This window comes from Paenibacillus sp. PAMC 26794 (assembly GCF_000316035.1).
Taxonomy (GTDB): Bacteria; Bacillota; Bacilli; order Paenibacillales; family Paenibacillaceae; genus Paenibacillus.
The window spans coordinates 79,947-103,615 of sequence record NZ_ANHX01000092.1 but is presented as its reverse complement, the minus strand read 5'-3'; the positions used below and the strand labels follow the sequence as shown (position 1 = coordinate 103,615).

Annotated in this window: 28 protein-coding genes; 3 read left to right on the top strand and 25 right to left on the bottom strand. The window is 46.5% G+C overall.

From position 1 onward, the window contains the following. Together D829_RS0129840 and D829_RS0129835 are read right to left on the bottom strand one after the other, a co-directional pair. Nucleotides 1-357 (bottom strand): hypothetical protein, encoded by a 357-nt coding sequence (locus tag D829_RS0129840; RefSeq protein WP_017692582.1) that lies wholly within the window; start codon nt 355-357, stop codon nt 1-3. A gap of 31 nt (nt 358-388) precedes the next feature. Next, nucleotides 389-688 carry a hypothetical protein gene (locus tag D829_RS0129835; protein WP_017692581.1) on the bottom strand — a complete coding sequence of 100 codons (300 nt, stop codon included), beginning with the start codon at nt 686-688 and terminating at the stop codon, nt 389-391. 192 nt (nt 689-880) lie between these two features. Between D829_RS0129835 and asnB the strand changes: the two genes are divergently transcribed. Further along, a complete protein-coding gene (asnB, locus tag D829_RS0129830) occupies nt 881-2,725 on the top strand; it encodes an asparagine synthase (glutamine-hydrolyzing) (protein WP_017692580.1) in 1,845 nt (614 codons plus the stop codon). A 142-nt stretch (nt 2,726-2,867) separates the two neighbouring features. Here the strand turns inward: asnB and D829_RS0129825 are convergent, their stop codons facing one another. The 9 genes from D829_RS0129825 to D829_RS0129785 all read right to left on the bottom strand — a co-directional run bounded on the left by D829_RS0129825 (nt 2,868) and on the right by D829_RS0129785 (nt 13,202). Further along, nucleotides 2,868-4,562, bottom strand: coding sequence for a methyl-accepting chemotaxis protein (locus D829_RS0129825; protein WP_017692579.1), 1,695 nt, complete (start codon nt 4,560-4,562; stop codon nt 2,868-2,870). Nucleotides 4,563-4,893: 331 nt separating this feature from the next. Continuing rightward, nucleotides 4,894-5,757 carry an STM4011 family radical SAM protein gene (locus D829_RS0129820; protein ID WP_017692578.1) on the bottom strand — a complete coding sequence of 288 codons (864 nt, stop codon included), beginning with the start codon at nt 5,755-5,757 and terminating at the stop codon, nt 4,894-4,896. Further along, nucleotides 5,754-7,142: an STM4012 family radical SAM protein gene (locus D829_RS0129815; protein ID WP_017692577.1), complete on the bottom strand. Its 1,389-nt coding sequence runs from the start codon at nt 7,140-7,142 to the stop codon at nt 5,754-5,756. Before D829_RS0129815 ends, D829_RS0129820 begins: the two co-directional genes overlap by 4 nt. Nucleotides 7,143-7,189: 47 nt before the next feature. Then, nucleotides 7,190-7,975, bottom strand: coding sequence for an STM4013/SEN3800 family hydrolase (locus D829_RS0129810; protein WP_017692576.1), 786 nt, complete (start codon nt 7,973-7,975; stop codon nt 7,190-7,192). Next, nucleotides 7,968-9,215 (bottom strand): STM4014 family protein, encoded by a 1,248-nt coding sequence (locus tag D829_RS0129805; protein ID WP_026081498.1) that lies wholly within the window; start codon nt 9,213-9,215, stop codon nt 7,968-7,970. The genes D829_RS0129810 and D829_RS0129805 overlap by 8 nt, the downstream gene beginning before the upstream one ends. A 20-nt stretch (nt 9,216-9,235) precedes the next feature. Beyond that, nucleotides 9,236-10,078 carry an STM4015 family protein gene (locus tag D829_RS0129800; protein WP_017692574.1) on the bottom strand — a complete coding sequence of 281 codons (843 nt, stop codon included), beginning with the start codon at nt 10,076-10,078 and terminating at the stop codon, nt 9,236-9,238. A gap of 349 nt (nt 10,079-10,427) precedes the next feature. Beyond that, a complete protein-coding gene (locus D829_RS0129795; RefSeq protein WP_017692573.1) occupies nt 10,428-11,051 on the bottom strand; it encodes an XTP/dITP diphosphatase in 624 nt (207 codons plus the stop codon). A 1-nt stretch (nt 11,052) separates the two neighbouring features. Further along, nucleotides 11,053-11,808 carry a ribonuclease PH gene (gene rph / locus D829_RS0129790; protein WP_017692572.1) on the bottom strand — a complete coding sequence of 252 codons (756 nt, stop codon included), beginning with the start codon at nt 11,806-11,808 and terminating at the stop codon, nt 11,053-11,055. A gap of 338 nt (nt 11,809-12,146) precedes the next feature. Further along, nucleotides 12,147-13,202, bottom strand: coding sequence for a GerMN domain-containing protein (locus tag D829_RS0129785; RefSeq protein ID WP_017692571.1), 1,056 nt, complete (start codon nt 13,200-13,202; stop codon nt 12,147-12,149). A 159-nt stretch (nt 13,203-13,361) separates the two neighbouring features. Between D829_RS0129785 and D829_RS0129780 the strand changes: the two genes are divergently transcribed. Next, nucleotides 13,362-13,928 (top strand): phosphatidylglycerophosphatase A, encoded by a 567-nt coding sequence (locus D829_RS0129780; protein ID WP_017692570.1) that lies wholly within the window; start codon nt 13,362-13,364, stop codon nt 13,926-13,928. Between the two features lie 163 nt (nt 13,929-14,091). Here D829_RS0129780 and D829_RS32205 read toward each other — a convergent pair whose 3' ends face one another. The 5 genes from D829_RS32205 to D829_RS0129755 all read right to left on the bottom strand — a co-directional run bounded on the left by D829_RS32205 (nt 14,092) and on the right by D829_RS0129755 (nt 18,180). Further along, a complete protein-coding gene (locus D829_RS32205) occupies nt 14,092-14,745 on the bottom strand; it encodes a ferric reductase-like transmembrane domain-containing protein (RefSeq protein WP_017692569.1) in 654 nt (217 codons plus the stop codon). Nucleotides 14,746-14,776: 31 nt separating this feature from the next. Beyond that, nucleotides 14,777-15,820 (bottom strand): FAD:protein FMN transferase, encoded by a 1,044-nt coding sequence (locus tag D829_RS32715; protein WP_017692568.1) that lies wholly within the window; start codon nt 15,818-15,820, stop codon nt 14,777-14,779. Beyond that, complete coding sequence (locus D829_RS0129765) at nt 15,817-16,233, bottom strand: hypothetical protein (RefSeq protein ID WP_017692567.1); 417 nt, start codon at nt 16,231-16,233, stop codon at nt 15,817-15,819. The genes D829_RS32715 and D829_RS0129765 overlap by 4 nt, the downstream gene beginning before the upstream one ends. A gap of 192 nt (nt 16,234-16,425) precedes the next feature. Beyond that, nucleotides 16,426-17,409 (bottom strand): MBL fold metallo-hydrolase, encoded by a 984-nt coding sequence (locus D829_RS0129760; protein WP_017692566.1) that lies wholly within the window; start codon nt 17,407-17,409, stop codon nt 16,426-16,428. A 27-nt stretch (nt 17,410-17,436) separates the two neighbouring features. Then, nucleotides 17,437-18,180 (bottom strand): class I SAM-dependent methyltransferase, encoded by a 744-nt coding sequence (locus D829_RS0129755; protein WP_017692565.1) that lies wholly within the window; start codon nt 18,178-18,180, stop codon nt 17,437-17,439. 223 nt (nt 18,181-18,403) lie between these two features. Between D829_RS0129755 and D829_RS0129750 the strand changes: the two genes are divergently transcribed. Beyond that, complete coding sequence (locus tag D829_RS0129750) at nt 18,404-19,279, top strand: DUF72 domain-containing protein (protein ID WP_017692564.1); 876 nt, start codon at nt 18,404-18,406, stop codon at nt 19,277-19,279. A 160-nt stretch (nt 19,280-19,439) separates the two neighbouring features. Here D829_RS0129750 and D829_RS0129745 read toward each other — a convergent pair whose 3' ends face one another. From D829_RS0129745 to D829_RS33170, 9 genes are all read right to left on the bottom strand, one after another. Beyond that, nucleotides 19,440-19,766, bottom strand: a complete 327-nt coding sequence (locus D829_RS0129745) for a hypothetical protein (protein WP_017692563.1) — start codon at nt 19,764-19,766, stop codon at nt 19,440-19,442. A gap of 189 nt (nt 19,767-19,955) precedes the next feature. Continuing rightward, nucleotides 19,956-20,348, bottom strand: a complete 393-nt coding sequence (locus D829_RS0129740; protein ID WP_026081497.1) for a hypothetical protein — start codon at nt 20,346-20,348, stop codon at nt 19,956-19,958. A gap of 2 nt (nt 20,349-20,350) precedes the next feature. Beyond that, nucleotides 20,351-20,611, bottom strand: coding sequence for an RHS repeat protein (locus tag D829_RS33175; protein ID WP_081595129.1), 261 nt, complete (start codon nt 20,609-20,611; stop codon nt 20,351-20,353). A 153-nt stretch (nt 20,612-20,764) separates the two neighbouring features. Beyond that, entirely contained in the window at nt 20,765-21,007 is a 243-nt protein-coding gene (locus D829_RS0129735; RefSeq protein WP_017692562.1) for a hypothetical protein, read from the bottom strand. 145 nt (nt 21,008-21,152) lie between these two features. Continuing rightward, complete coding sequence (locus tag D829_RS0129730; RefSeq protein WP_017692561.1) at nt 21,153-21,548, bottom strand: hypothetical protein; 396 nt, start codon at nt 21,546-21,548, stop codon at nt 21,153-21,155. A gap of 34 nt (nt 21,549-21,582) precedes the next feature. Then, nucleotides 21,583-21,807, bottom strand: coding sequence for a hypothetical protein (locus D829_RS0129725; RefSeq protein WP_017692560.1), 225 nt, complete (start codon nt 21,805-21,807; stop codon nt 21,583-21,585). Next, nucleotides 21,797-22,015 (bottom strand): hypothetical protein, encoded by a 219-nt coding sequence (locus tag D829_RS0129720; protein WP_017692559.1) that lies wholly within the window; start codon nt 22,013-22,015, stop codon nt 21,797-21,799. The genes D829_RS0129725 and D829_RS0129720 overlap by 11 nt, the downstream gene beginning before the upstream one ends. A gap of 476 nt (nt 22,016-22,491) precedes the next feature. After that, nucleotides 22,492-22,812, bottom strand: coding sequence for a hypothetical protein (locus tag D829_RS0129715; protein WP_017692558.1), 321 nt, complete (start codon nt 22,810-22,812; stop codon nt 22,492-22,494). Nucleotides 22,813-23,137: 325 nt separating this feature from the next. Next, nucleotides 23,138-23,431: an RHS repeat-associated core domain-containing protein gene (locus D829_RS33170; protein ID WP_081595128.1), complete on the bottom strand. Its 294-nt coding sequence runs from the start codon at nt 23,429-23,431 to the stop codon at nt 23,138-23,140. Nucleotides 23,432-23,669 lie beyond the last annotated feature (238 nt).

Here is a 23,669-nt window from a genome sequence, read left to right as displayed (position 1 = left end):
TTAAGCCTGACCGATCAGATAACGCTCAAGTGTTGGACCAAGCAAACCAAAGGCAAACAACTCACTTTGAAACCGAGCCTTATCTTCTTCAACTGACACGCCTTCGCTGTTCTCAAATGCTGTTTCTGTCGCCTCTTCAAACGCGGTATGCATATTATTGTTATACCAGTCGATCGCCGAATCGGAGTGATTGCGTACAATCCGAACGACTTCCAGCGAATTTCCGGGCTGTGTTGAGGCCACGTATACAAGTAACGACGGATCTCCGGCATTTCCAGGCTGCACTTCAACCTCTGCACAAGACAATCCATCCACCTCGGTTAATCTGCGTATTTTGGCATCTTGAATGGCATACATTCGTCATCGCGCTCCTTTTCCTTTGTGCTTATCATGTACTTTGTTCAATCTGGTATCGTGTCTCTGGTGTGCCCAATCGGTAAATCTCTCGATACACCTGTTGTAATACCGTTTCATACGCTCGGTTTACGGACTCCTCCGGTGTATCTGGCCATGGGAATACCATGCCAGGAAAGGCCTCTTCCTCCTTTTCCTGCATGAGGCTCAGCAGTCCCAGTAATTGCTCCGCTTCCTGCGGTGTTGCCTGAATGATCCATTCATATGATGTTACCGACGGATCCGGAATAACGGAGCGGCCCATGACAGACACATAATACTTCATACTGTCCATTGCATGTTCTCTCCTTCACAGGCATGTTGAGGCCGTTGTCCCTAGAACTAGTTTCCGAAGAGGACAGACATTTTATGCCTGCTTTCGGCATATATTTGTTACGACCTCTGACGAAAAGACAACATTTGCTGGTTGCCAGTAACTAAGCAGCCAAACGGATGAATGACTCGACCAAGAAAGGATGAACAAACCATGTGCGGTATTACCGGCTTCATACAGTGGAATCGGGATTTGACCCAGGAATCAGAGCTGCTGGTCCGTATGACGGATAGCTTGTCGAACCGGGGGCCCGACGCTTCAGGTACATGGATCTCCAATCCTTGTGCCTTTGGACATCGGCGTCTTAGTGTAATGGACCCCGAGAACGGCGCACAGCCCATGCATGCGTTACAGGGAGATACCTCCTATACCGTCGTGTATAACGGAGAACTATACAATGCACCCGAGTTGAAAAAGGAATTGCTCCAGCGGGGGCATCAGTTCCGCACGCAATGTGATACGGAAGTGTTGCTCGCCTCTTATATTGAGTGGGGACCGGCATGTGTTGACCGGTTTAACGGTATTTTTGCTTTTGCCATATGGGATGGGGGACGCGAACAGGTTTTTATCGCACGAGATCGCCTTGGCGTGAAACCTCTGTTCTACAGTAATAACAAAGACACTCTCGTATTTGGTTCAGAGCCCAAAGCTCTGCTTATTCACCCTGACGTGGAAGCCGCTGTGGGCCCGGAAGGATTGGCCGAAGTGTTTATTGTAGGGCCTGCACGGACACCAGGACACGGCGTATACTCTTCACTAAGCGAACTTAAGCCTGCGCACGCGCTGATCTATAACCGAAACGGTATCCGAACCTATGCCTACTGGAAACTGGAAAGCCAGAATCACGAACATAACCTGGAAGAGACGGCAGCAGAGGTGCGAACGCTCTTGCAAGATGCACTGGAGCGCCAGTTGGCTTCGGATGTTCCGGTATGCTCTCTTTTATCGGGAGGACTGGACTCCAGTGCCTTGTCTGCGTTAGCCGTGGATTATTACAACCGGACGGGGCAAGGCCAAATTAGTACGTATTCTGTCGATTATGTGGATAACGCCAAGCATTTCCAGGCGCATTCCTTTCAGCCGGGTGCAGATGGACCCTGGATTAAGCGAATGGTGGATGAACTCAAGACCGACCATCACTGGATTGAGATTGAGAACGGAGAACTGGTTCATGCACTGACACAGGCCATGTTAGTCAGGGATCTGCCAGGTATGGCAGATGTAGACTCCTCGCTCTATTTGTTCTGTAAAGAAATCAAAAAAGGTGCCACCGTTGCCATTTCAGGCGAAGCAGCGGATGAAGTGTTTGGCGGTTACCCCTGGTTCCATCGCGAAGATATGCTGAACTCCGGTACGTTTCCGTGGTCTGTAGCACCTGATATGCGAGCAGCGTTGTTATCCCCGGATATCCGGGAATGGATTCGGCCACTCGATTATTTGGCAGACCGCTATTCGGATGCAGTGGCTGAAGTGCCTCTGTTGGATGGGGAAACAGGTAAAGCTGCACAAATGCGGGTGATGTCCTACCTGAACATTACACGTTTCATGCCTACACTTCTGGATCGCAAAGACCGGATGAGCATGGGGGAAGGACTGGAAGTGCGGGTACCTTACTGTGACCATCGTCTGATCCAGTATGTGTTTAACATCCCTTGGGAAATGAAAATAACGGGTGGACGGGAAAAAGGTATTCTGCGTAAAGCACTCGAAGGTGTCCTGCCTGACGATGTGTTATATCGTAAAAAGAGTCCGTACCCGAAAACACATAATCCTCAATATCTGACCGCGGTCAAACAACAGGTACTTGATATCCTGGATGATCCCACATCACCTATTTTGCCTTTAATCGACAAAGCTCAGATCCGGAATCTTGCGTCTTCACCAGATGCAGCTTCCAATCTTCCCTGGTTCGGGCAGCTCATGTCTGGTCCCCAGTTATTTGCATATCTGACTCAGATCAATACCTGGTTGCGGACATATAAAGTCGCTATTCGTTAGAATGACCCACTGATCGCTACTTCATCAAAAAAGGGTGCCAGAAGAACAGGCATAACTGTTGTTCTCCTTGGCACCCACTTGTTTTACATACACGATATGATCATATATAAATATTGAACTTCACCCAGAAGTATATCCATGATTACACTTTGAATCGACTGACTGACTCCTGTAACTCTTCCGCCATAGAAGACAGGTCATTAGCCGCCGAAGCGATTTCCTGCATCGCAGACAGTTGCTCCTCGGACGTTGCACTGACTTCCTCTGTTCCGGCAGCCGCATTCTCTGTTACTTCCATGATGGTCTTCATCGACACATTGATCTGCCCCACACCCGCCGCCATTTGTTCAATGGATGCAGATACCTCCTGAGTCTGACCAGCGACATTGCTGACAGCTTCACGAATCTCCTCAAAAGTACCTCCTGCTTTACGGACAAGTTCTATGCCTTCCTGAACCTCAGCGTTTACTTCTCCCATGGATTGTGATGCATTATTCATGCCATTGCGTATAGCAGCTACGAGTACACTGATCTGTTCCGCTGATTTCGCAGATTGATCAGACAGCTTGCGCACCTCGGTTGCTACCACTTCGAATCCACGACCATGCTCACCTGCTCTCGCAGCTTCAATAGCCGCATTAAGAGACAACAGATTTGTTTGTGCCGATATTTCGGAGATACTTTCAACCATAGATCCAATCTCATCTGAATGATTGCCCAGTTCTTCAATAACCTTAGCGAGTACACGTACAGTCTGATGAATCGAGTTCATCTGCCCAACAGCCGATTGAACCGCATCATTACCAGATATGGTTTTCGCTGACGCATTGGTTGCTTCATCCGACATATTTTGTGTATTCACTGTCATCTGCTGAAAGCCTGTGGACAATTCATTAATCGTATGAAACCCGTCTCCAACCATACTCACCTGCGTATCCATACCCGTAGCAATCTCTTCCATCGTTGTAGCTACCTGTTCGGTCGCTGTCGCCGTTTGCTCTGTACTTGCCGTTAACTCCTCAGAAGATGCAGCTACCCGATCTGCATTATGACCCACCTGATGGATTAAATGGCGCAAGTTCTCCATCATCTTGTTGAAGGATTCCGCCAGTTCTCCGATCTCATCCCGATTACGAACGACAATGGCCTCACCCGTCAGGTCTCCATCAGCAATTCGGCTTGCAGCCCTTGCCACATGTGCAACCGGTTTGGATATGATTCTTCCCATGATCAAAGCAATTACCGCGCCTAAAACGATCGAGATGATTCCAATGATCATGATTAAACGAATTACTTTTTGAATGAGTTGATTGGCATTTACAATGCCAGTATCCAACGAGTTTTGCTGATGTTGTTCCATGGCAGTTACCGTTTCTTCAAATCCGGATATGATCGTTGGACCTGTATCTAACAGCATCCTTGTGATCTCGCTAGTTCTGCCTTGTTTTTTCAATTCAATGACACTCTGTCCAAAAGCATAATATTCCTCCGCACTGCGATCTGAACGATCCAGCAAATCAATCATCGTTGAGGTTTGAATCCCTGATCTTAATTCTTCGCTTGTTTTACGGTAATCTTCATAAAAAGACTTGAATTGTTGCTCGCTTTGATCATTCTCTTCCGTCACAAAATTCCGTAAAGCAACCTGTTGGGATTTCACATCGATGATCATATTTTTGATCGTGAGCAGTTTCGCGGTACGCTCCCGGATTAAATCCGTAAACGTTTTCTCAACCGAGACAAACTGAGTATATGAGATGACTACAACGGCTACCAATAAAAGAATTACAGAACCAAAACCTAAAAGCAATTTCCTACTAATGGATAATCTTTTCATTTCATTTCCTCCATACGTTTCAATGTATTTCAATCATGAATTATGTAGTCAGTCTGAAAGCTAAATCTCCCCTCCTTTTACTCCAAATAAGAATGAATACATATGAGACTACTTAAAATAGGTTAGCATATTTGCGCACCAAAATATAGGTCTATAGTATCTACCTGTTCTATAATTTAGGTTTTTACGCACATCTAACCGACAATATACTACATCTCTTTTATCCTAAATTACATATTTTGAATCGTCAGACCAAAATAAAAAAAGACTTTACTCAGCAGTACTTACTGGTGTAAAGTCTTTATCGATTTCAGCGCATTTCAATTCAAAGTTAACGATTGATCCATACCGGATTTCGTTCAAGCAGCCCACTGCCAAACGTTTCCCTGAACGGGGAATCCTCCATATGGATATAACCGATGTAACAGCCACATTTTTTCATGCGACAAGGCCGATCAGCGGCCAAAGCTTGCACACCATCGCGATACAGATGTCCAATGATTCGACGATCCTTGTAACACCTCTTCACATGCCCGGACCCCTGTACATAAAATACTTCCGAACCAGCAGCACATCGTTTGCCCAAGCTCTCATAATCCTGCAGATTACCTTCAAATAGCGGATCAAGTCCACGTAAAAACTGAATGTCTTCCGGCGTGTAATACTTGGGTCGATCTTTGAAGGCATTTACCCACATATACACATCATCCGGCAAAGCCTGTCTCATGGACTCAATTGCGGGGAAAGCACTACGGAGTCCGACAGTACCGACACTAAAAGCAAGTCCCATCTGACGCAAGGTCAGACATTGTTTTACAAAAGAAGCCTCTTTTGTCTCACGAGGATGATATGTCGCCCAAAAAGCTGCTTTATCCGTATCCAGCTCCCTCGCCCAATCCAGCTTGACGGACAGGTTGGTTTGGATTGCAACTTTATCCACATGTGGCATATGTGACAGCTCAACCAACGCTTCCCGGTACCATCGACGCACCAAAGCTTCACCATAGGGATTGAAGAAAATTGAAAATTGATCCCCGGCACTCTCCTGCTCCCTCACCCAATTCACAAATTGACGCAATTGTTGTTCATCCACTTCCAACGTCTCTTTGGAATCCACGGTTTTGCTAAAAGGGCAGTATGGACAGTCGTAATTACAGGAAGACAACTTCCCCCGATAATACAAAGTCGCTCTCATGAGAAAACAAACCCTTCCATCTGTTCACGAATTTCGGCAGATATAAGCCAATCTCCAATCGCATCGGAGTAACCCAGTCCTTCTTCTGTCAGACGCAGCACCTGCTTGCCCTCATCGCTCTCCAACTCCGCCATGCCCTCTGTCAACAGTTCTGCCAACCAGACATAGTCGGACATCACATCGGTACCAAAGCGCTGTTGGTAGTCAGACAGTGTCAATCCCTCCCGATGCAGCAAGGCTTTCAGAATAAAGCGACGTCTCTGTTCCTCACGGCTTAACACGATGCCATAGTCCGCCACATCGTAGCGCTCGGTCGCCACGTAGTCGGCAATGATGCTCTGCGTCGCCTTGTAACTCACGCCATACTTGGAAGCATAATGTACTTCACTCGTATAAGAGCGTGCGCCACATCCCAGACCAACCATGCCCTCCTCCTGACAGCTATAAGGCAGAAGCACTTTGGAGGACGACTGTTCTTTGGCAAATCTACGCATCGAATATTGCACATAACCTTTACTTTTCAAAGTCTCACGTGCAGCTTTATACAGTTCCATCCGAATGTCAGGTCCCTGACGGCGAATATCATCTGGCTTCACGATTGTATTTTCCCGTGTATACAAGGGATAGATAAATATCTCGCCCGGCTCGTAGGCCAGAACTCTTTCCAATGAATAAATCCACGATTCAACCGTTTGCCCTGGCAAACCATAGATCAGATCCAGATTCAACAATGGGAAATCATAACGAGTAAGCTTCTCAAGTGCTCGTTCGACCTCCTGCGGTTTTTGCGGACGATAGATGGCGGATGCTTCAGCTTCAATAAAACTCTGGATGCCCATACTAACACGATCCACACTTCGTTCCTTCATGATGGCCAGCTTGGCTTCCGTAACGGTATCCGGCGACGTTTCCACCGAAATCGATGCTTGTGCAGGGTCCAGCCCCATAACATGTTCAGCAATATCAAACAGACGATTCAACTGAACCTCATTTAATAATGTAGGCGTTCCTCCACCAATCGCAAACCTCGAATACGGCCTTCGAGATGTAATGGGTGCCCACTGCTTCGCCTGACGTTCCAGCGCATCTACATAGCGTTCATGCGTATCATCCCGTCGATCCGGCAGTGTGAACAGATTACAGAATCCGCAACGAGCAGCGCAAAAGGGAATATGCATATATAAAAAATACGTATCGGTATTTTCTCGTTCCCACAGTGGCCCTAACGGCAGTGGTGGGTCCAGCTCACGATAGGCGGTCTTGTGTGGGTACGAGTATAAGTAAGAACGATAAGGGAATGCCAGTACTTCACTGAGACTTGTAGCTATATTGGATCCGGACTGTGTGGAATGGCCTGTTGTTGTATGTTGTATATGTTTCTCCATCGGTTTCCTCCTGTCTCCGGTTGTTGTCCTCATAAGATCAATACATTCTATACTAAAAATTCACGGTAAGGCACCGTCCAGACGACATCATGTGCAAGCCGGTGTCCTTGATACCCGTCTTCACCGTAAGCTGTACCATGATCGGAAAAAGCCAGGCAATACGCAGGGCGGGCGCGTTTTCGCATCGCCTCGAACAATGGCCCAAGAGCCTCGTCTACATATCGAAGTGCAGCCCGTTGAGTCTCCACCGAGTCTTCCTTAGCCCCTTCTACAAAGTAACGATTGGGGCCATGAATGGCAGACACGTTCAAAAACATAAATATCTTTTCATCCGACGCTGTCTGTTCAAGTAGCTTTAATGCATGTTGTACCTGATGTTCTGTTGATTTGGGGTTGGTTACCCCAAAGTTCATTCGCCAGTAGCTCTGTTGGAAATAGCCAGGCAATACTTTCGCAAGCGGGTTTTTTTTCGTAAAAAAGATGACGCCGCCAATACAGAGGGTACGGTAACCTTCAGCTGCTAACCCGGATACGATATCCGGTGTATCAAACAGCCAGGTGTGCGGATGTGTTTTGAGCCCAGTATTTCGGGAATGAAATAGCCTTACATGAGATGCCTTATCTGTATTGGCAGGAGTCGGCATAAAACCACCAAAAAAAGCATGGTGCGCCGCATATGTAAAACTGCCTGGGGTATGACGCTTCTCCCACGGACCCGAACCACACAGATTAGGACAATTCTCCTCTTCCAGCTTGGCTACGTCATAGCGTAACGTATCCAGCGTAATCATTAACAGATCATGGGAGCCCACAATGGTGTTCATATCAGGCATGTTGAATAGGCTCCTTTCGTAAAAGTTCCATTTCCCACTCATAGGTTCCGAGGCCATGATGCTCGACCCTGTATAACAAATCTCCAAAGGGATTCACATCCAGCACATAGGCACGCGGATTCGAACCACTCGTAAGCATCACATCAATCCCGGCTGACCACGAGTTGGGAAATGCAGACATGGCTGCTTGCGCTGCCGACCGTACCAGCGACATCCGCTGTTCATCCAGCCCTGCTTCAGCAGGTAGCATACGCTCATTGCGCAGATGCAGATTGGTAATCGGGGTACGGCTCAGCCGCATAATCGCGTGACCTGCCTGTCCACCTGCAATCAGTTGGCGAATATCATAGGCCCGCTGATCAAGCGTGGCTTTTGGCATCCATCGTTCAATCTGTGCACCTTCTGCACATAACCAGTTCATCAGCGTAGCAATCTCTTCACTGCGGGTATACTTGCGTAGACGTCCTTCATTGAAGAAAATCGTCTTGCCCTGTCTCTGTTCCATCCCCATCGTTGTTACAGCGATTTCATCACCCGTTCGGGGATTGACTTGATAGGCAACAACTCCTGAAGCCCCGGAGCCGCACGCAAGCTTCACAAACACACGATGCATCTCGGCAGACTTCATTGAGCTACGCAGGTCCATATAATTGCGGATTGGCTGCGAAGATTGAAGCGCCGGAGGTACATCAACTCCATGTGAAGATAGATGCTGCTGACATGTTCTCTTGTCAAACATCAATTGGATATCGGCGGGATCATTCATAAATCGGACTTCAGGCCATATTTCCCGAGACTCACGGCCGATTCGATCCAGACATGCTTTCCAGCCACGGAACCACTGGGCAGGAGCGTAGATTCTTCCCCAGTCCTGTTCCAGCGCAAGTGCCTGTTCTGCGGAAAATGCTTCTGCACCTATTCCATCCGTTAAGGCTAACGTATCGTTCATAGCTCCAAGGAATAGCAGCTCACGCTCTACTTCCCAATCCTCGCCAGGAGCATCAATTCGAATCAGGGGTACAGACAGATTGGAATCAACTGTATCAGCGATCGTTCCGCCGTGTCTCCAGTTCTGAAGCAATTGTGCATATGACAGTACAACCGCAGGTTTCAAGCCCAATCTATGCCTAGCCTCTTGCATCCCTTGAGTTCGTCGGTTATTAGGGTTTCCAATCAATAATAAGGGCTGATTTCGTGTTGGATCAGGTACATCTACTGGTTGATGCCGGCTTTCTTTCATTTCCTTTACATCTGACATTTCTATTCCGTTAACGACGGGTAACGCCAGTCATCCTCATCGCTCTGTTGCTGGTCGCTAACATCTACGGATATACCAGATTGGTTCCAGCGACTGATCATTTCATTGGTCATGTAATGGTAACTTAGATCGAGATGTTTTAGTTTCTTGATCTTGTCACTGGCAAGCAACGCCTCAGCCCCTTCATCGGATAACGTCCCTTGCGATAGATCCAGTACTTCAAGTTGATCCAGAATAGGTGCTTTAGCTGCTGCTTTCGCAATCTCATCCTGAATTTCACTGTCTTTCAGACCCAAGTAAACCAGCTTTGGAAATAACCCTTGTTCCAAAAGGGGAAGCACATCTTCAAGTGAACCATCGAAACCATAATTATCTACACCCAGATACAGTTCCAGTTTACGCAATTCAGGCAACTTGGCATGGGTGATTGAAGATAATACATCTTTCGGCAGACCACCACAAATAATAATCAACTCTTCGAGCTTGGCATGCTCGAGTGGTTCCAGACTAAGGCCGCTACTGCCCATGACCGAGAATGATTTTAATTCTGGAAAAGCACCCAACAACGGGGTAAGATTCGTCTGAATAATCCACGACACTTCACACTCTTCGTATCCCATATCCCCGATGAACAGTTTCTTCAATGACGGAAAGCTTGGAGCTGACTCGACGAGCGTGCCTATGAACTCGTCAGGCGAATTTTCATAAGCCTGTCCCCAATCTCCGATGACCAGACTTTCCAGTGAGCTGGCCTCCGGTTTAGCTGCCAAATCCTTAATTAATTTTTCCATACGAATGCCGTCCTCATATTCATCGTAGGATACAACAAGCTTCACTTCTTGCATGAGTAGATCCCTCCGTTTAAGGTTCATATATGATTCGTTAATTTGAATGTTAACCCATACCACACAAGGCTTGCAACTTCTTCCAACTCCAGTCCCAATGAGATTCCCAATCGTGCAATGTGAACCATTTTGAATGTAGGTACAGGAACATACGTTCTCTAATATAGTCGCAGAAATAGCAATCCTCTTTAGGTATATAGATGGACCTTCCCAAATCCGACTCAACACTTCATTTCATAGAAAAAGCGTTAATGGCGGGTGAACCATTCCATTCGGAATGCTTCTGTCCTTCCATTAACGCTTTGATGTTCACATATCATTATGTTAAATCAAAATGTTTCGTTTAGTCTTAGCCTTCAAGTCTGGATACAAGCGCTCTCAGCGCATGACCGCGGTGGCTAATCGCCTGCTTTTGCTCGAGCGTCAGCTCTGCCATCGTCATCTCGTATTCAGGTACATAGAATAGCGGGTCATATCCAAAGCCGCCAGCACCTGCAGCTTGAGCCGTAATCCAGCCTTCCGCAGTGCCTTCCGATTCATACTTATCACCTGTTGTCGGATCGTACAGGACCAGCGCACAAACGAAACGAGCCGGACTTAGTAGCGGCTGCTCGGTGTCCTCACCGGATTTCAACGATTCCAGCGTCTCCAGCAACTTCGCATTATTCTGTGCATCCGTTGCTCCTTCGCCTGCATATCTCGCTGAATACACTCCTGGCTCCCCGTCCAACAGATCTACGCAAAGTCCTGAATCGTCTGCCAGAACGGGCAAACCCAGCGCATCACCAACCGCTTTGGCTTTCTTCCAGGCATTTTCCGCAAACGTTACGCCATCTTCTACCACATCCGGCAGCTCCGGATAGTCAAACATGCTCTTAACCTCTTTGCCAAGCGGTGCGAAAGCATGAGCGAATTCACGGACTTTACCCGCATTGCGGGTTGCAACAATGAGGATTGGGCTGTCCAAACTCATCTTACGCTTCCCCTAATCCACGCGCGCCGATCTTGAGCGCAATCGGTCCTAGCACTTCTTTTTGACGCTCGATCATCTCCAGAATTCCCTGTTCGCCCAGTTCCAACATGGCGTTCAGCTCACGGCGATCAAATGGTGCTTCCTCACCTGTTCCCTGAAGCTCGACGTATTTACCGCCGCCTGTCATCACCAGGTTCATGTCTACCTTGGCTTTGGAATCTTCATCATAGTTCAGATCCAGTACAGGCTGTTCACCCACAACACCCACACTTACTGCGGCAATGAAATCCGTAATCGGGAACACTTGCAGTTTGTGCTGTTGGGAGATCTTGTTCACGGCAAGCGCCAGCGCTACAAACGCACCGGTAATGGACGTTGTGCGTGTGCCTCCGTCAGCTTGAATAACATCACAGTCCAGGGTAATCGTACGCTCACCAAGAGCCTGCAGATTAACTACCGAGCGCAGTGCCCGACCAATCAGACGCTGGATTTCCATGGTGCGTCCAGTTAATTTGCCGCGATTGGCTTCACGTTGGTTCCGGGTATGTGTTGCACGTGGCAACATGGAATATTCAGCTGTTACCCAGCCTTTACCCTGCCCTTTCATAAAGGGAGGTACACGTTCCTCTACTGTAGCTGTACAGATCACCTTTGTATCTCCAACTTCAATCAGTACAGAGCCCTCGGCGTATTTATTCGTGTTCACTGTTAAATTCAGCGGGCGCAGCTGTTCGCTGGTTCGTCCGTTTGATCTCATATTTTCTGCCTCCTACGACTTAAGCATCCTGTAATGTTGAACTTATTCACACTTTTAGAGATTGTTCAAAAAGCTCGCTTTTGATTACGAAAGATGCCTTAAGGCATCATCAGCATCGAATATGGAATTCAAGCCGAATAAGCATAAGCTTACGAAGGTTGTTTCCTTCGGAAACATTGTAGTTGCTCACGTAGTTTGCCTACGCTCCGCTACTCCATTTCTAGCTTCATCCCATCTTCTCGGTACTGAAAACCGATCTTTTTGAACACGTATTTTACGAATCCCTTATATTTTACCAAAGAGTTCGGTTAAAAGCATCCTTAAGCATTCTTCGTTCATTAAATCGGAATTTCGTTGATATATTCAGGCTTGGAAACCGGCGCACTGTAATCCCTGTTGTCGTCACCCATAACCGTTTTTTGGCCATTCCATTCGATCTGCACTTTGGCATCCTTGCTGGCTGTATTTTCTGCAGTCGTTAATACGACGGACTGTAACAGCTCGCTTGGCACGATATCCCCTTCGGCAAACATATCATCTTTCAAGGCAACCGTTACCGTGCCATCCTCTGCCGTTTTGACCGATTGCAGCTCCGTTCCGCCTGTCATGACCTCTTCCAGTTCGCCGCCTTTGTCAGGTCCCTTGATCAGTTCATTCAATGCTGCCTGCACACGATCTTCACCAGGTGTAACCAGACGTGTCACCGGAACATAATATTGGATGCCTGCTGGAGAAGCAGCGGAGAAATAGACCGTGACCGGGCTGCTGTTCGTCACAAACGTATCGCCCAGATCCAGATTGATTCCCACAGCCCGATTCAGCGGTTCAGGCAACGGCGTGCTGTTCACCGGCATTTGCGTTAACTTTTTGCCATCCACCCAGATCTGCACATTCTCCACATCAGGCGTTCCCGTTAATGTCCACGTGACAGCTTCTAGCATTTTCCGTTCTTCCTTCGCATCATACTTGGCAAAATTACCCGAGAACTCAACGACCGCCAGCTTGTCATCCGCGTGAATCGTTACATTCTGCACAACCGTTCCCTGCGGGAGAACGCCCTGGAATCCTTCAGGCAGCATACCCGAATAGGCCCCGCCTGTGACAAGTGTATCCAGAGCTGTCTTTGGACTGCTAGCATCTGTTCCAGAAGGAAGGGTCAGGGATACAGGAGCGAGCAGCCCCTGCTGGTCTTGCAGATATACCGTCGTTAATGGGAGCATTGCGAGTGCCCCATTCCCTTCGGCTGCCTGAATCATGGCTGCTTCCTGAATAGGCGGTGGTGGATCAACAGCTTCGGAAGACTGTGCTCCAAACATGCCACAACCTGACAACACCATAGGAATGCTCAGCAGCGCAGCTGCCGATACCGTACGCAAAGATTGGATCTTTCTCATGATCACGTTCCCCCTCATCATTTTTACAGTTTGTACTACCATGTATACGAGCCTTTGTCCAAAAAATAACTAAAAGATAATAAAGAAACGTAAAACAGGTTAATAACGTATTAGGAAGCAAGAGTAGGGACATTGCTAACTTCAGAGGAGGAATCGCCCATGGAACACCCTGAGCAAGAAAAAATCCCTTACAGCCTGAATAGCCGCAAGGTCGCGGAGGCCACAAGGGAATGGCTGCATAAGCGGGGCGTCACGATCCCTGAGATCGCAGAGCTGGTCATGTTATTGCAGCAAAAATATTATCCAGGTCTTACGATGGAAGAATGTATCGAAAATGTGGAGATGGTTCTCCGTAAACGAGAGGTACAGAACGCTGTTCTGACCGGGATTCAGCTTGATATTCTGGCAGAACAGGGGCAGCTCATATCTCCTTTGCAGGAGATGATTGAGAACGATGAAGGACTGTATGGCGTGGATGAGATTTTGGCATTCTCCATCGTCAATGTATATGGCAGCATTGGATTTACGAATTATGGTTATGTGGACAAGCTGAAACCAGGGGTGCTTGAACGACTGAATGACAAGAGCCTGGGCCCTGTCCACACGTTCTTCGATGATATTGTCGGTGCGATTGCATCAGCAGCGAGCAGTCGGATCGCCCATCGCAAACAATCCGAGCTTGAAGAAGCACTGGGAGAAAAACCTGTTAGTGATGACGCTGTATAATCCGTAACTCGTTTCATACCTGAAGCTATGTAGAACATTGGACATGTGTATGGATGCTTCGTGAAATGACTGTTCAATAAAATAACTGTTCATGGAAAAAGCGGCCTGATGGCCGCTTCTTTGCATGTGTAACGATACATATTGGATGATAATCCACATTTTATTATTTCAGATGTTTAGGTCGTACCGTTCCCACCAAACCAAAACCTTCAACCCAATTCTGCTCGGAAGGTGAACCAGATGTTGCACGTTTCGGTCCAATCGTGATTTCCGGGCCTTTGCGTTCTCTCAACATGCCACGCAGCACGGTGATACCGAGAATGCTGAGTCCGGTAAATACATACATCATCCGCATGATGATATTGCCAGAATCTATTCCCGTCACCATGCCGTGAACCAGCAGACCAATGAACACCGGATAGGACAACATGTGGAACATGAACCACCATTTACGGCCCAGCTTGTTCCGCAGATCACTGGATAACAGGACAATCACTAATCCGTAGAAGGCTAACGTTCCCAGACCACTGCCGATCGGATGCACGGAGGCGGTAAAAGGAATCAGAAGTTCTCCCCAGGTAAATGGGCTGTAATGATCAATATATAACGTTAATGCGTGCACGAGTCCAAGTCCGAAGGCGAGCCAGGTCGTTCGGGTATGCCATTTGAACATGGCTGCTTTTGGTTTGCCTTTGGCCATAGGCATCCCTTGCGCAATGCCCAGAAACACACCGGCAAAGAGCAGCACATAAGCAGCAATTCCACTAATTCGAATGATATTCCACGTCGGCAGGTAATCTACAATCCATTGTGCCATAACCGGCTCCCCCATATCTGTTAGACTTGTCCTAGATCAGACTGAAGCGATGATCCGGATCAAAACCGGGCCAATGCTCAGCGAGCGTATCCGTATTCCCTCTAAAATAAATACTCCCATCCCGTGTCATCCACAGGACGTCATGCCGATCGTAATGTCGGTTTAACCAGCCCACCGCCTCGGCACTACCCAAAATGCAGACCGTCTTGGCAATGATCTCGCATTGCGAAGCATGCTGTCCCATAACGGTACACTGCAATACGTCCGTATCTGCCGGCTCCATCGTCCGGGGGTCAATGAGGTGATGTGCAAAGCTTCCGTCCGTATTCTGCCATTGTCTGCGGGAAATACCCGAAGTGGCAACAGCTCCTCGCTGTAAACGGATCGCTCCCGACACAGCACCCTGATTCTGCAAAGGATCTGCTACTTGCAAGGTCCACTGGGAATGGTCTGGTGAGCCCCATACTTGAATATCTCCACCCGCGTTAATCAACCCCGCCGGAATATGCAACGTTCGCTGCAACCAGTCTGCGATACGCTCCACTGCCCAGCCCTTAACAATGCCTCCCAGGTCCAACTCAGCTCCGGGGTCCAGATGAACCATCCGGCTACCTTCCCGCTGAATCCAGCTCGGACGACTGTGGTCATATCGATCTTCTGTCATCCCTGAACATTCAGGCGTTTTTGTTCGCAGTATGCGTTCAAGCAACGGACGTTGCAATTGTCGTTGCTGCACCTTCTCGAAACTTAGATCATATCCCGAAGCCTGAAGAGCCTGGGAGATACCCGGTTGAAAAATCCCTTCAGTCAGTCCAATATATCCATAGGCCAAACTCAAAACTTCATCCATCGCAGCGGAGATGGGCATCCATCCGATTGAAGCATTCAGACGATTTAGTTCACTGTCTGCCACAAATCGGCTGAAACGCTGCTCCTGCGTCTCAAACCAATTCTTCACCACGGTTGCTGCATGTTCAGCTTCTTCCCGCCCAGCGGACAGTTGCACTTCAACATCCGTGTTCATCGCACGGAATTGAAAACGGAGCGGACGAGCAACTTGCTCCGTGCGGCTCATGACGCACCTGTACGTGACTGATAGTTGCCACTGGTGTATCCGGAGTCTGTACCCTGGTTATTTTGTCCGAAACGCTGAGAATCTGAATAATTCCCCTTGTTACTCACGCTCTGATCTGGCCGAGCTGCTTGTGTGCTATCGGATGTTCCATTATATTGACTATCATTATTGTCATTGTCCTGCGTGTTCCAGTTGTTGCTGTCCGTTGTACTGTTGATCCATTCATCCATCACATCATCATGCGTATCCACTTGGCTTGAAGCAGTAACGCTTGTATCTGTGCCATTCGCTGCTGCATAGGCCACATCAAAGGCATCCGAAGTTCTTACATATTGAAAGAGTGCAGCCACAGTCAACGTTGCTGCCGCTGAAGCTTGCCATTTTCTCCATTGATTCCGTTTTCTTCTGGTCATCGCTCTTCCCTGCTTTCTTTAGCGAAGTTCATAGATGTATCGAAGTTCATAGATGTATCATAGGCGCGCTGGCTTAAAAATAGATGAATGAACCGTTAAGAGAGGCTAAAAAGGCCCAGAACAGGTGAACTTCCTGTCCCGAGCCTCTATATAAGATCGCATTATCATTTCATATCGATATCATCATTCCGTTTAGATTTGAAAATAGAACGTACCATCCGGTTGCTGCTCCTGCTTCACTACTTCTCGTCGAATTAACTCCTGCAGATGGGCTAACGTCTCACTCATGGCGAACCGCAGTTGATGGGTGCCGAGCCGATTGCCAAACATGTGTACACAGATGTCATACGCATTCGCAGGTGACTCCTGAATTCGCTCCGTCATCTTCTGGAGACGTTCCTCGTGATGAGCGAGCAGTTGTACTGTCCGTTCGCTGAACTGGGCAAAAGGATTCCGATGTCCTGGATACGCCTGCTTGACATTCAGCTCCCCAAGACGTTGCAATCCTTCCATATAAGATAATAATGGCTGAAGATCACTGCCGGGTTGCAGACTAATATTCGGTGAAATCTGTGGCAAAACTGCATCTCCGCACAGAATCTCCATGGACTCCGGCGCATAAAAGGATAAATGGCCTGGGGCATGTCCACCCGTCTCCACAGCAACCCAACGTTTCCCGCCCATACTAAGCCACTCGCCATCTTCAATGGGTGTCACATTTGGAAGTGGTGTGATCTGCGAAGTAAATGCCTTCATATGTTCATGTATCTGCTCAGTCTTGTCTTCCGGCATACCATGACGACCATAATAATCAGGTAATATTGTATTGATGTGTGAATCAGGTCCCCACATATAATCGGCCTCTTGGCAGGAGCGTGTGGACATTCGAACGGGTGCCCCCGTCATCTGTTGCATCCAACCCGACAACCCAAGATGATCGGGGTGATGGTGGGTCAGTACAATTTGACGAATATCACTAAAGGTCAGGCCTAGATCTCCCAGCGTTTCACTCCACTCCTGTTCTGTTTCCGAATTACGCGGTCCCGGATCTATAATGGTTATCTTCCCATCCGGTTCTGATAACACATAACTGTTCACCCATCGTAAGGGAAACGACATGCTGATCTTGACCCGGTGTATGCCCTCTGTCATGGACATCTCTTCTGTTCGCTTCATGTTATCCCCCTTCCTGACGGTCTCTGTTCACTCCAAAGGACGACGACCCACAAAAATCATGCGCGGAGAAGTCTGCTCGTCATATTTCTCTTCATCATAGCCGCCATGAACCTGATCTACCCGGAGTCCAGCTGCACTTAACATCTGACTCAGTTGATCCCGTGTGTACAACTTCACACGCTCCTGATATACCCGCGGTTCATGTCCGGATGTGGTATCCGTAATGCGAATTTCCTTTTGCACAAATCCTTCCTCAATCTTGCGATACTCCTCGATCCGCTGCCCTTCATCCTCTCGGACGGAGTGCGGCACCAGATGACGAGTCACATAAGCCGTATTCATAAAATCAATAATATAGCTGCCACCCGGGCGAAGCATGCGATGAATGGCACATAATACTTTCAGTTGTTCTCCGTCCTCCAGGAAATAACCAAACGATGTGAACAGATTGACTACAGCGTCAAAGCCGCCTTTTAGCGGGAGTTCACGCATGTCCGCAAGACACCACGATACTTGGTGTTCGGTGTCCATTATGCGCGCTTCACGTAGAAGCACATCGGACAGGTCGATTCCAGTCACCTGGTATCCTGCGTCAGCAAGTGCCATGGAGTGCCGTCCCATACCGCAGCAGAGATCCAATACTTCAGCATTGGGCTCAAGCTTCAACCAATTGATCATTTTATGTACTTCCTGATAGGCACCCTGCACATCCCGGTGCTTGTATACGAGAAGATAATCTTCTCCAAAACTTTTTTTATACCATTCCGTCATTACATCTCGCCCTCCACTTGGTCATCGGCCCTCTATCTGTAGTACGCTTTGTACAGGCCTGATCATTTCCCCTAGCTTTAATGTATTGTAACGTCTTTATTCTGCAAACTCAAAAAATCCCAGTAAGTTTCCAACATTGAAGAGCTAAAATGCACACGATATAATGTTAGACATACGCATGCCCCTGCGAATCGGTTAACTATAAGCAACAGGAGGTGTTCTTATGATTCGCATCGGACTTACCGGATGGGGAGATCAGGAAGATCTCTATCCAAACCGTACCAAAGCCAAAGACAAGCTTAGTCTATACGGACAATACTTCTCCACCGTGGAGGTGGATAGTTCCTTCTACGCCGTTCAGCCGCGGGATCGAATGGCACGATGGGCTGCAGAGACGCCCGAATCCTTTGCTTTTATCATCAAAGCCTATCAGGGAATGACCGGACATCTGCGGGGCAAGCCCTACTTCACCAGCACGTCGGAGATGTATAAGGCTTTTCGGGAATCACTGGAACCCGTCATTGAAGCCGGCAAGATGCAAGCAGCCTTGTTTCAATATCCACCTTGGTTTGAGTGCAATAAAGACAACGTGAAAGAGCTTCGTGAAGTGAAACTGAGAATGGAAGGTATTCCATGTGCCCTCGAATTCCGTCATCGCAGTTGGTATGAAGGTGACATGCGCGAGCGGACGCTTGCGTTCCTGAAAGAGCAAGGCTGGATTCACAGCGTCTGTGACGAACCTCAGGCAGGTCTCGGTTCTATCCCCATCGTGCCACAGGCGACGGATTCCGAGATGACGCTGGTGCGTATGCACGGACGCAATGTGTCCGGGTGGCATCAGAATGGTGCGCCTAATTGGCGCGAGACCCGTTATTTATACCGTTACAACAAGGAAGAATTGTTGGAGTGGAAAGGGTATCTGGAGCAATTGCAGGAGCAGAGCAAGGATGTCTATGTTATTTTCAACAACAACTCCGGTGGCGATGCAGCGGCGAATGCCCAGATGATGATGGACCTGCTGGATCAGCCGGTGAAGCCTTTCCCTGACCGTACTGAACCGGAGAAGGAAGAAGGACCGGAGCAGCTGGAGTTATTTTGATGCCTTATGTACAACGTTTATTAGCGCGGTATCACAAACATCAGCACTTACAAATTACTTTAGTTTCTCTACTCTCAATAGTAAAATATATATAAAAACACAAACAAATTGACTACTTTCAAAAAAGCCCTAAAGGTGAACCTTCAGGGCCTTCTCATCCCTAAATTTGATTCATCTTTGAATAGTCTCTATACCAATCAGTGCGTTGTGCTTGAATTAATGAGATTGCTTCCGCTGAAGCAACACCTTTTAGAACTAATACTTTTTCATAATTAATTTGTTCGTTCTTAATCCAAATGTGTGCTAAAGACTCGCCACAACTTGCCACTACCATTTCATCATAGCAATTATCGTTTGAAACATTAATTAGAAAATCGATTGTCTCATCATCTTGGAAATTAATTACCAAGTCAATTACTGCATCATCTTTCTCTGCATCACTTGTTTTAGGATATAACAAGATTTCCATCAGAATCTTTTTATTCAAACTTATCAGCTCCCAAGGGGAATACGTGTACCTATGCTTCGACCACCCATTTCACCAGTAAAAGGATTGATATATGATCCCTTATCATCTAATCTTGCATCAAAACGAGGCTGATTACTTCCTGCTTTTAAGCCTTCTCTTGTACTTGCTTCAGATTTGATTTTCAGCCTCCAACTAAATACTCCACCCTTACCTTTTATTCCCCAATGTTCGACGCCTCCTGAAGTATTTGTATTGGGAAGCGATTCCCTGATCCGTTTTGCTCGTGATATTTCGGTTGTTATCATAGGTATAGCTGTAACTCGGACCGTTTGTACCATTAAACGCATGCGTGAGTTCCTTCAGGTTCAGGCCGTCGTAGGTATAGACTTCCTTCCACCCGGACCCGGCACTTTGTTGGGCCAGACTATTGTTGCCCCGATACGTATACGCGAAGCTGCCGAGAGCCGTTCCGCTGCCGCTCGTCAAGCTGAGGGATGCCGGAAGCGCCGAGGCTCCTTTGTACGTCATGCCCAGGTTGAGCGTGTAACTGCCTTGCTGGAAGGTCTGACGAGTACGTGCTCCTCGGGCATCGTAACTCATCGTCAACATGGCTCCGTCTGGATACGTGATGCTCTCCAGTTCACCAACGGGTGTATAGGCATATTGAGTACTTCCCGTAGGGTCGCCATACCGGTTCTCCGGCCCATAGCATCATAGGTGTATGAGATCGTGCCGTCACTGGCCCGGTTTTCCAGTAGGAAGTTGCGGCTGTTGTATACGTAGGTGCGTTCCTGCCCTTTGCGATCCAGCACTTTTGTCACATTGTCATTCGCATCATACGTATAGGTCGTGACTTGTCCCAGGGGTCGGTCTGGACGAGTATACGTCCCATCTCATCATAACGCTTCTGGACGGTATTCCATCTGCATAGGTTACATTAATTAAACGACCACCTGCTTTGAGCAGATGGTCGTTAAGGTATATAGCTTATTCAGTAAAGAGGTATTCTCACTATTCTAATCGTTGCTCTCCAACATATATGTTTTTATTACAGTATCCTCATCAAAAACATAAATTCTCTCACAGTTTAAACATCTCCATACATCATATCGAGGAAATGGTATTGTTACTGGGTCAATTGCGTTCCCTAAATTTATAATGTTATCCCACTCTTTGTCGGTATATACTCTTAACTCAACGTCATTAGGTGCTTTTGAGTTAGATAATGTTGCACCACATTTGCATTGTAACCTTGCCATAAAAACACTCCTCAGGGTACACTTCAAATTTTATCGTTTAAACCTAGTTTTTTTCCCAATGTCTATTCCAAGGGGGACTCTTCAGCAATATTCAAGACTTTTCACAAACCTAAGTAAGCTTTATTTCTCAAAATATCATTCTTTGCTAAACATTAAATATTGAAATATACTCTATTGGCGCAGTGAGTTCATTCCATTCGTCAATATCCTCAAGCTCAAAACAAATTCCAGGATAATCTTGAAGTGTATATACATAATCTTCTTTATTATACCTGAGACCAATCCGGCTTAAATCTAGCATGTTATTGCCTATCCCTATACATTCTAAGAATTTGCCGGAATAAGAACCGAAAGCCATTATTTGCGATATAACCTCTCTCTTTTTTAATATCCAGAACTTCAAGTTCTCCGTAGTTAGAGTGTAATGATTTTCCAAAGATTCTTCTGTGAAATTCCCATAAATTTCTTTTTTCAAATCTTCCATAGTCCACCCAAGCTGATAACGCCCCATACACTTACTGTTGATAATTTTTTCTGACAACGCGACCCACCTCTTTATTGTAATTTTATAATATTTATACCTTTGATTCCTTACCTACGAAGAAGTCAATTACTTGGCCTGATTTAATATCAATAATAACTGTTTTCCTATCATAAGTTATTGCTCGTTGAGTTGTTCCATTTAACGACCCTGAACCGTTCCAAGTTCCTTCAACAATACTAGACTTAGGGTTGTTTTGATTTTTTGTAGCGAATTCTTTAGCTGCTACATCATAGGCTTTTTTAGATTCATACCCCATCCCCTTCCGTGTTTGTTGAAATAATTACCAAGTTGATACATTTTAGATTCAGAAACGTTGATAGCCTTAACTGATCCTTGACTCGGTTGCCCGTTACTTGAAGTCGATGGCTTGGGCTTACTACCAGCCGATCCACTTCCACCTTTACTTCCGCCCCCACCAAAACCTCCGCCAGATGATCTACCTGCGCCAGCACTGGTACTTCCACTCCCTGCCCCCAAACCCCTCTAAAGAGTTCTTTGCAGGTCTTTTGGACTCTCCGCTGGAGTCTACATAGATCAACGGGTTCTTTTCCACATCGTGTACAAATGTAAACTCAGCGGATTCGTGAGTTCCCCTTCAACCGTATCCTCGTTGATAAAACGAGGATACGGTTGAAGGATCATACCAACGAGCACTTAATTTGCTTAAAATAGGTATTCTCATAGTTGCCCTGATAAGCACATCTCAATAGATAATGAGACAGACATCGATCATCTCTTCTCTTAATCTAAGGATTCCTTAAAACCAATTCCCTTCTTTGAGAGCCAATCCTTAGTTGCTTGAGGAATCTGAAAGTTTGAGTATAGACAGTATCTCGCGCAACGCTATTTTATTTATTCGTATCATTGGTGATATTTTAAATAAACCTTGCGAGGAAAAAACTAACAAGGTTTATTTATCGCAACATACAAATTGTTATTTTTAAAAAAAATCACCGACACTACTTTTATCAATAGGTTTTAAATTTTCAAAATATTTTTGCTCATATAGCGCCTTAATCGTTAATTGAATATTCTCTTTACTTACTTCTTTCACTAATACTAAATTTGATTCAATTGAATAGTACCCGTAATTATCCAACTCTGATTCGAAATCCTGTTGAAGTCTTACGATATCATATACGTGAACACGGTATAAAATGTCTGAGACAGTAACAATGACATCATTTCTATACCCTTTACTAATTGCTTCATATTCCGCTAATTCCGTGTCCTCAAGAAAAAAAACTTTGATCTCATCCATGATCCTACCTCCAATTATTTTACCGGTGATACCTTAATTAGATTCAATAAGTCCTGATACATTTTAAGTGACATATCATACGCGGGAACTATCTCAAAATGTTCTAGTCTACTCCCCCGTTGAATGATCTTTAAACCATCAGGAATACTTTCAATTTTATAAGCTCCACCGAATTTAGAAACAGTACCAGGATTGGTATCCAAGGATACTCCATGTGTTGTTTTGACTAATCCAGTTTTCTTGTCCAGCTTGACTTCGTTCGTTTTTACTTCAAATGTTTTACCTCCACGATAAACACTCGAAGTACTATTTCCATACCTTACTGTTACAGAAGATGAATTAGTTCCCGTCGTTTTAAAGAGTTCTTTGCCGGTCTTTTGGACTCTCCGCTGGAGTCTATATAGATCAATGGATTATTTTCCACATACGTATACAGGTTCAAACTCAGGGGATTCGTGAGTTCCCCTTCAACCGTATCCTCGTTGATAAAACGAGCCGTGGGCGGAACGTACCAACGAGCTCTTATATACTGTAGTCCCGTCACTTCATACCAATACTCTCTGGCATAACGCAAGACGTTCGGGATGGTTTCCTCTGTTGTTTCCGGGTTGCCCCAGATGTCATAGGTGTATCAATTCAATACGTTCCCTGATACGGGCTGGATGTGTGGATGCGGTTCAGCTTGTCATAATAGATAAACAATCCAGCGTGTTTACCTGCTGCATTTTCAACTACATGACAACCTGTGTCATACTGGTAACCTACTTTACGGATACCCTGTCGTCTGGCCCGATTATACCTTCTACAATAAGCAGCTGTAGGTCATTATAGTAATATCAGGTCTTCGTTCCATCCAG

Bases quoted from the DNA above. Each gene is read 5' to 3' on its own strand.
- D829_RS0129840 (WP_017692582.1), bottom strand. From the start codon at position 357: ATGTATGCCATTCAAGATGCCAAAATACGCAGATTAACCGAGGTGGAT.
- D829_RS0129835 (WP_017692581.1), bottom strand. From the start codon at position 688: ATGGACAGTATGAAGTATTATGTGTCTGTCATGGGCCGCTCCGTTATT.
- asnB (WP_017692580.1), top strand. From the start codon at position 881: ATGTGCGGTATTACCGGCTTCATACAGTGGAATCGGGATTTGACCCAG.
- D829_RS0129825 (WP_017692579.1), bottom strand. From the start codon at position 4,562: ATGAAAAGATTATCCATTAGTAGGAAATTGCTTTTAGGTTTTGGTTCT.
- D829_RS0129820 (WP_017692578.1), bottom strand. From the start codon at position 5,757: ATGAGAGCGACTTTGTATTATCGGGGGAAGTTGTCTTCCTGTAATTAC.
- D829_RS0129815 (WP_017692577.1), bottom strand. From the start codon at position 7,142: ATGGAGAAACATATACAACATACAACAACAGGCCATTCCACACAGTCC.
- D829_RS0129810 (WP_017692576.1), bottom strand. From the start codon at position 7,975: ATGCCTGATATGAACACCATTGTGGGCTCCCATGATCTGTTAATGATT.
- D829_RS0129805 (WP_026081498.1), bottom strand. From the start codon at position 9,215: ATGAAAGAAAGCCGGCATCAACCAGTAGATGTACCTGATCCAACACGA.
- D829_RS0129800 (WP_017692574.1), bottom strand. From the start codon at position 10,078: ATGCAAGAAGTGAAGCTTGTTGTATCCTACGATGAATATGAGGACGGC.
- D829_RS0129795 (WP_017692573.1), bottom strand. From the start codon at position 11,051: ATGAGTTTGGACAGCCCAATCCTCATTGTTGCAACCCGCAATGCGGGT.
- rph (WP_017692572.1), bottom strand. From the start codon at position 11,808: ATGAGATCAAACGGACGAACCAGCGAACAGCTGCGCCCGCTGAATTTA.
- D829_RS0129785 (WP_017692571.1), bottom strand. From the start codon at position 13,202: ATGAGAAAGATCCAATCTTTGCGTACGGTATCGGCAGCTGCGCTGCTG.
- D829_RS0129780 (WP_017692570.1), top strand. From the start codon at position 13,362: ATGGAACACCCTGAGCAAGAAAAAATCCCTTACAGCCTGAATAGCCGC.
- D829_RS32205 (WP_017692569.1), bottom strand. From the start codon at position 14,745: ATGGCACAATGGATTGTAGATTACCTGCCGACGTGGAATATCATTCGA.
- D829_RS32715 (WP_017692568.1), bottom strand. From the start codon at position 15,820: ATGAGCCGCACGGAGCAAGTTGCTCGTCCGCTCCGTTTTCAATTCCGT.
- D829_RS0129765 (WP_017692567.1), bottom strand. From the start codon at position 16,233: ATGACCAGAAGAAAACGGAATCAATGGAGAAAATGGCAAGCTTCAGCG.
- D829_RS0129760 (WP_017692566.1), bottom strand. From the start codon at position 17,409: ATGAAGCGAACAGAAGAGATGTCCATGACAGAGGGCATACACCGGGTC.
- D829_RS0129755 (WP_017692565.1), bottom strand. From the start codon at position 18,180: ATGACGGAATGGTATAAAAAAAGTTTTGGAGAAGATTATCTTCTCGTA.
- D829_RS0129750 (WP_017692564.1), top strand. From the start codon at position 18,404: ATGATTCGCATCGGACTTACCGGATGGGGAGATCAGGAAGATCTCTAT.
- D829_RS0129740 (WP_026081497.1), bottom strand. From the start codon at position 20,348: ATGAGTTACGATGCCCGAGGAGCACGTACTCGTCAGACCTTCCAGCAA.
- D829_RS0129735 (WP_017692562.1), bottom strand. From the start codon at position 21,007: ATGGCAAGGTTACAATGCAAATGTGGTGCAACATTATCTAACTCAAAA.
- D829_RS0129725 (WP_017692560.1), bottom strand. From the start codon at position 21,807: ATGGGGTATGAATCTAAAAAAGCCTATGATGTAGCAGCTAAAGAATTC.
- D829_RS0129715 (WP_017692558.1), bottom strand. From the start codon at position 22,812: ATGGATGAGATCAAAGTTTTTTTTCTTGAGGACACGGAATTAGCGGAA.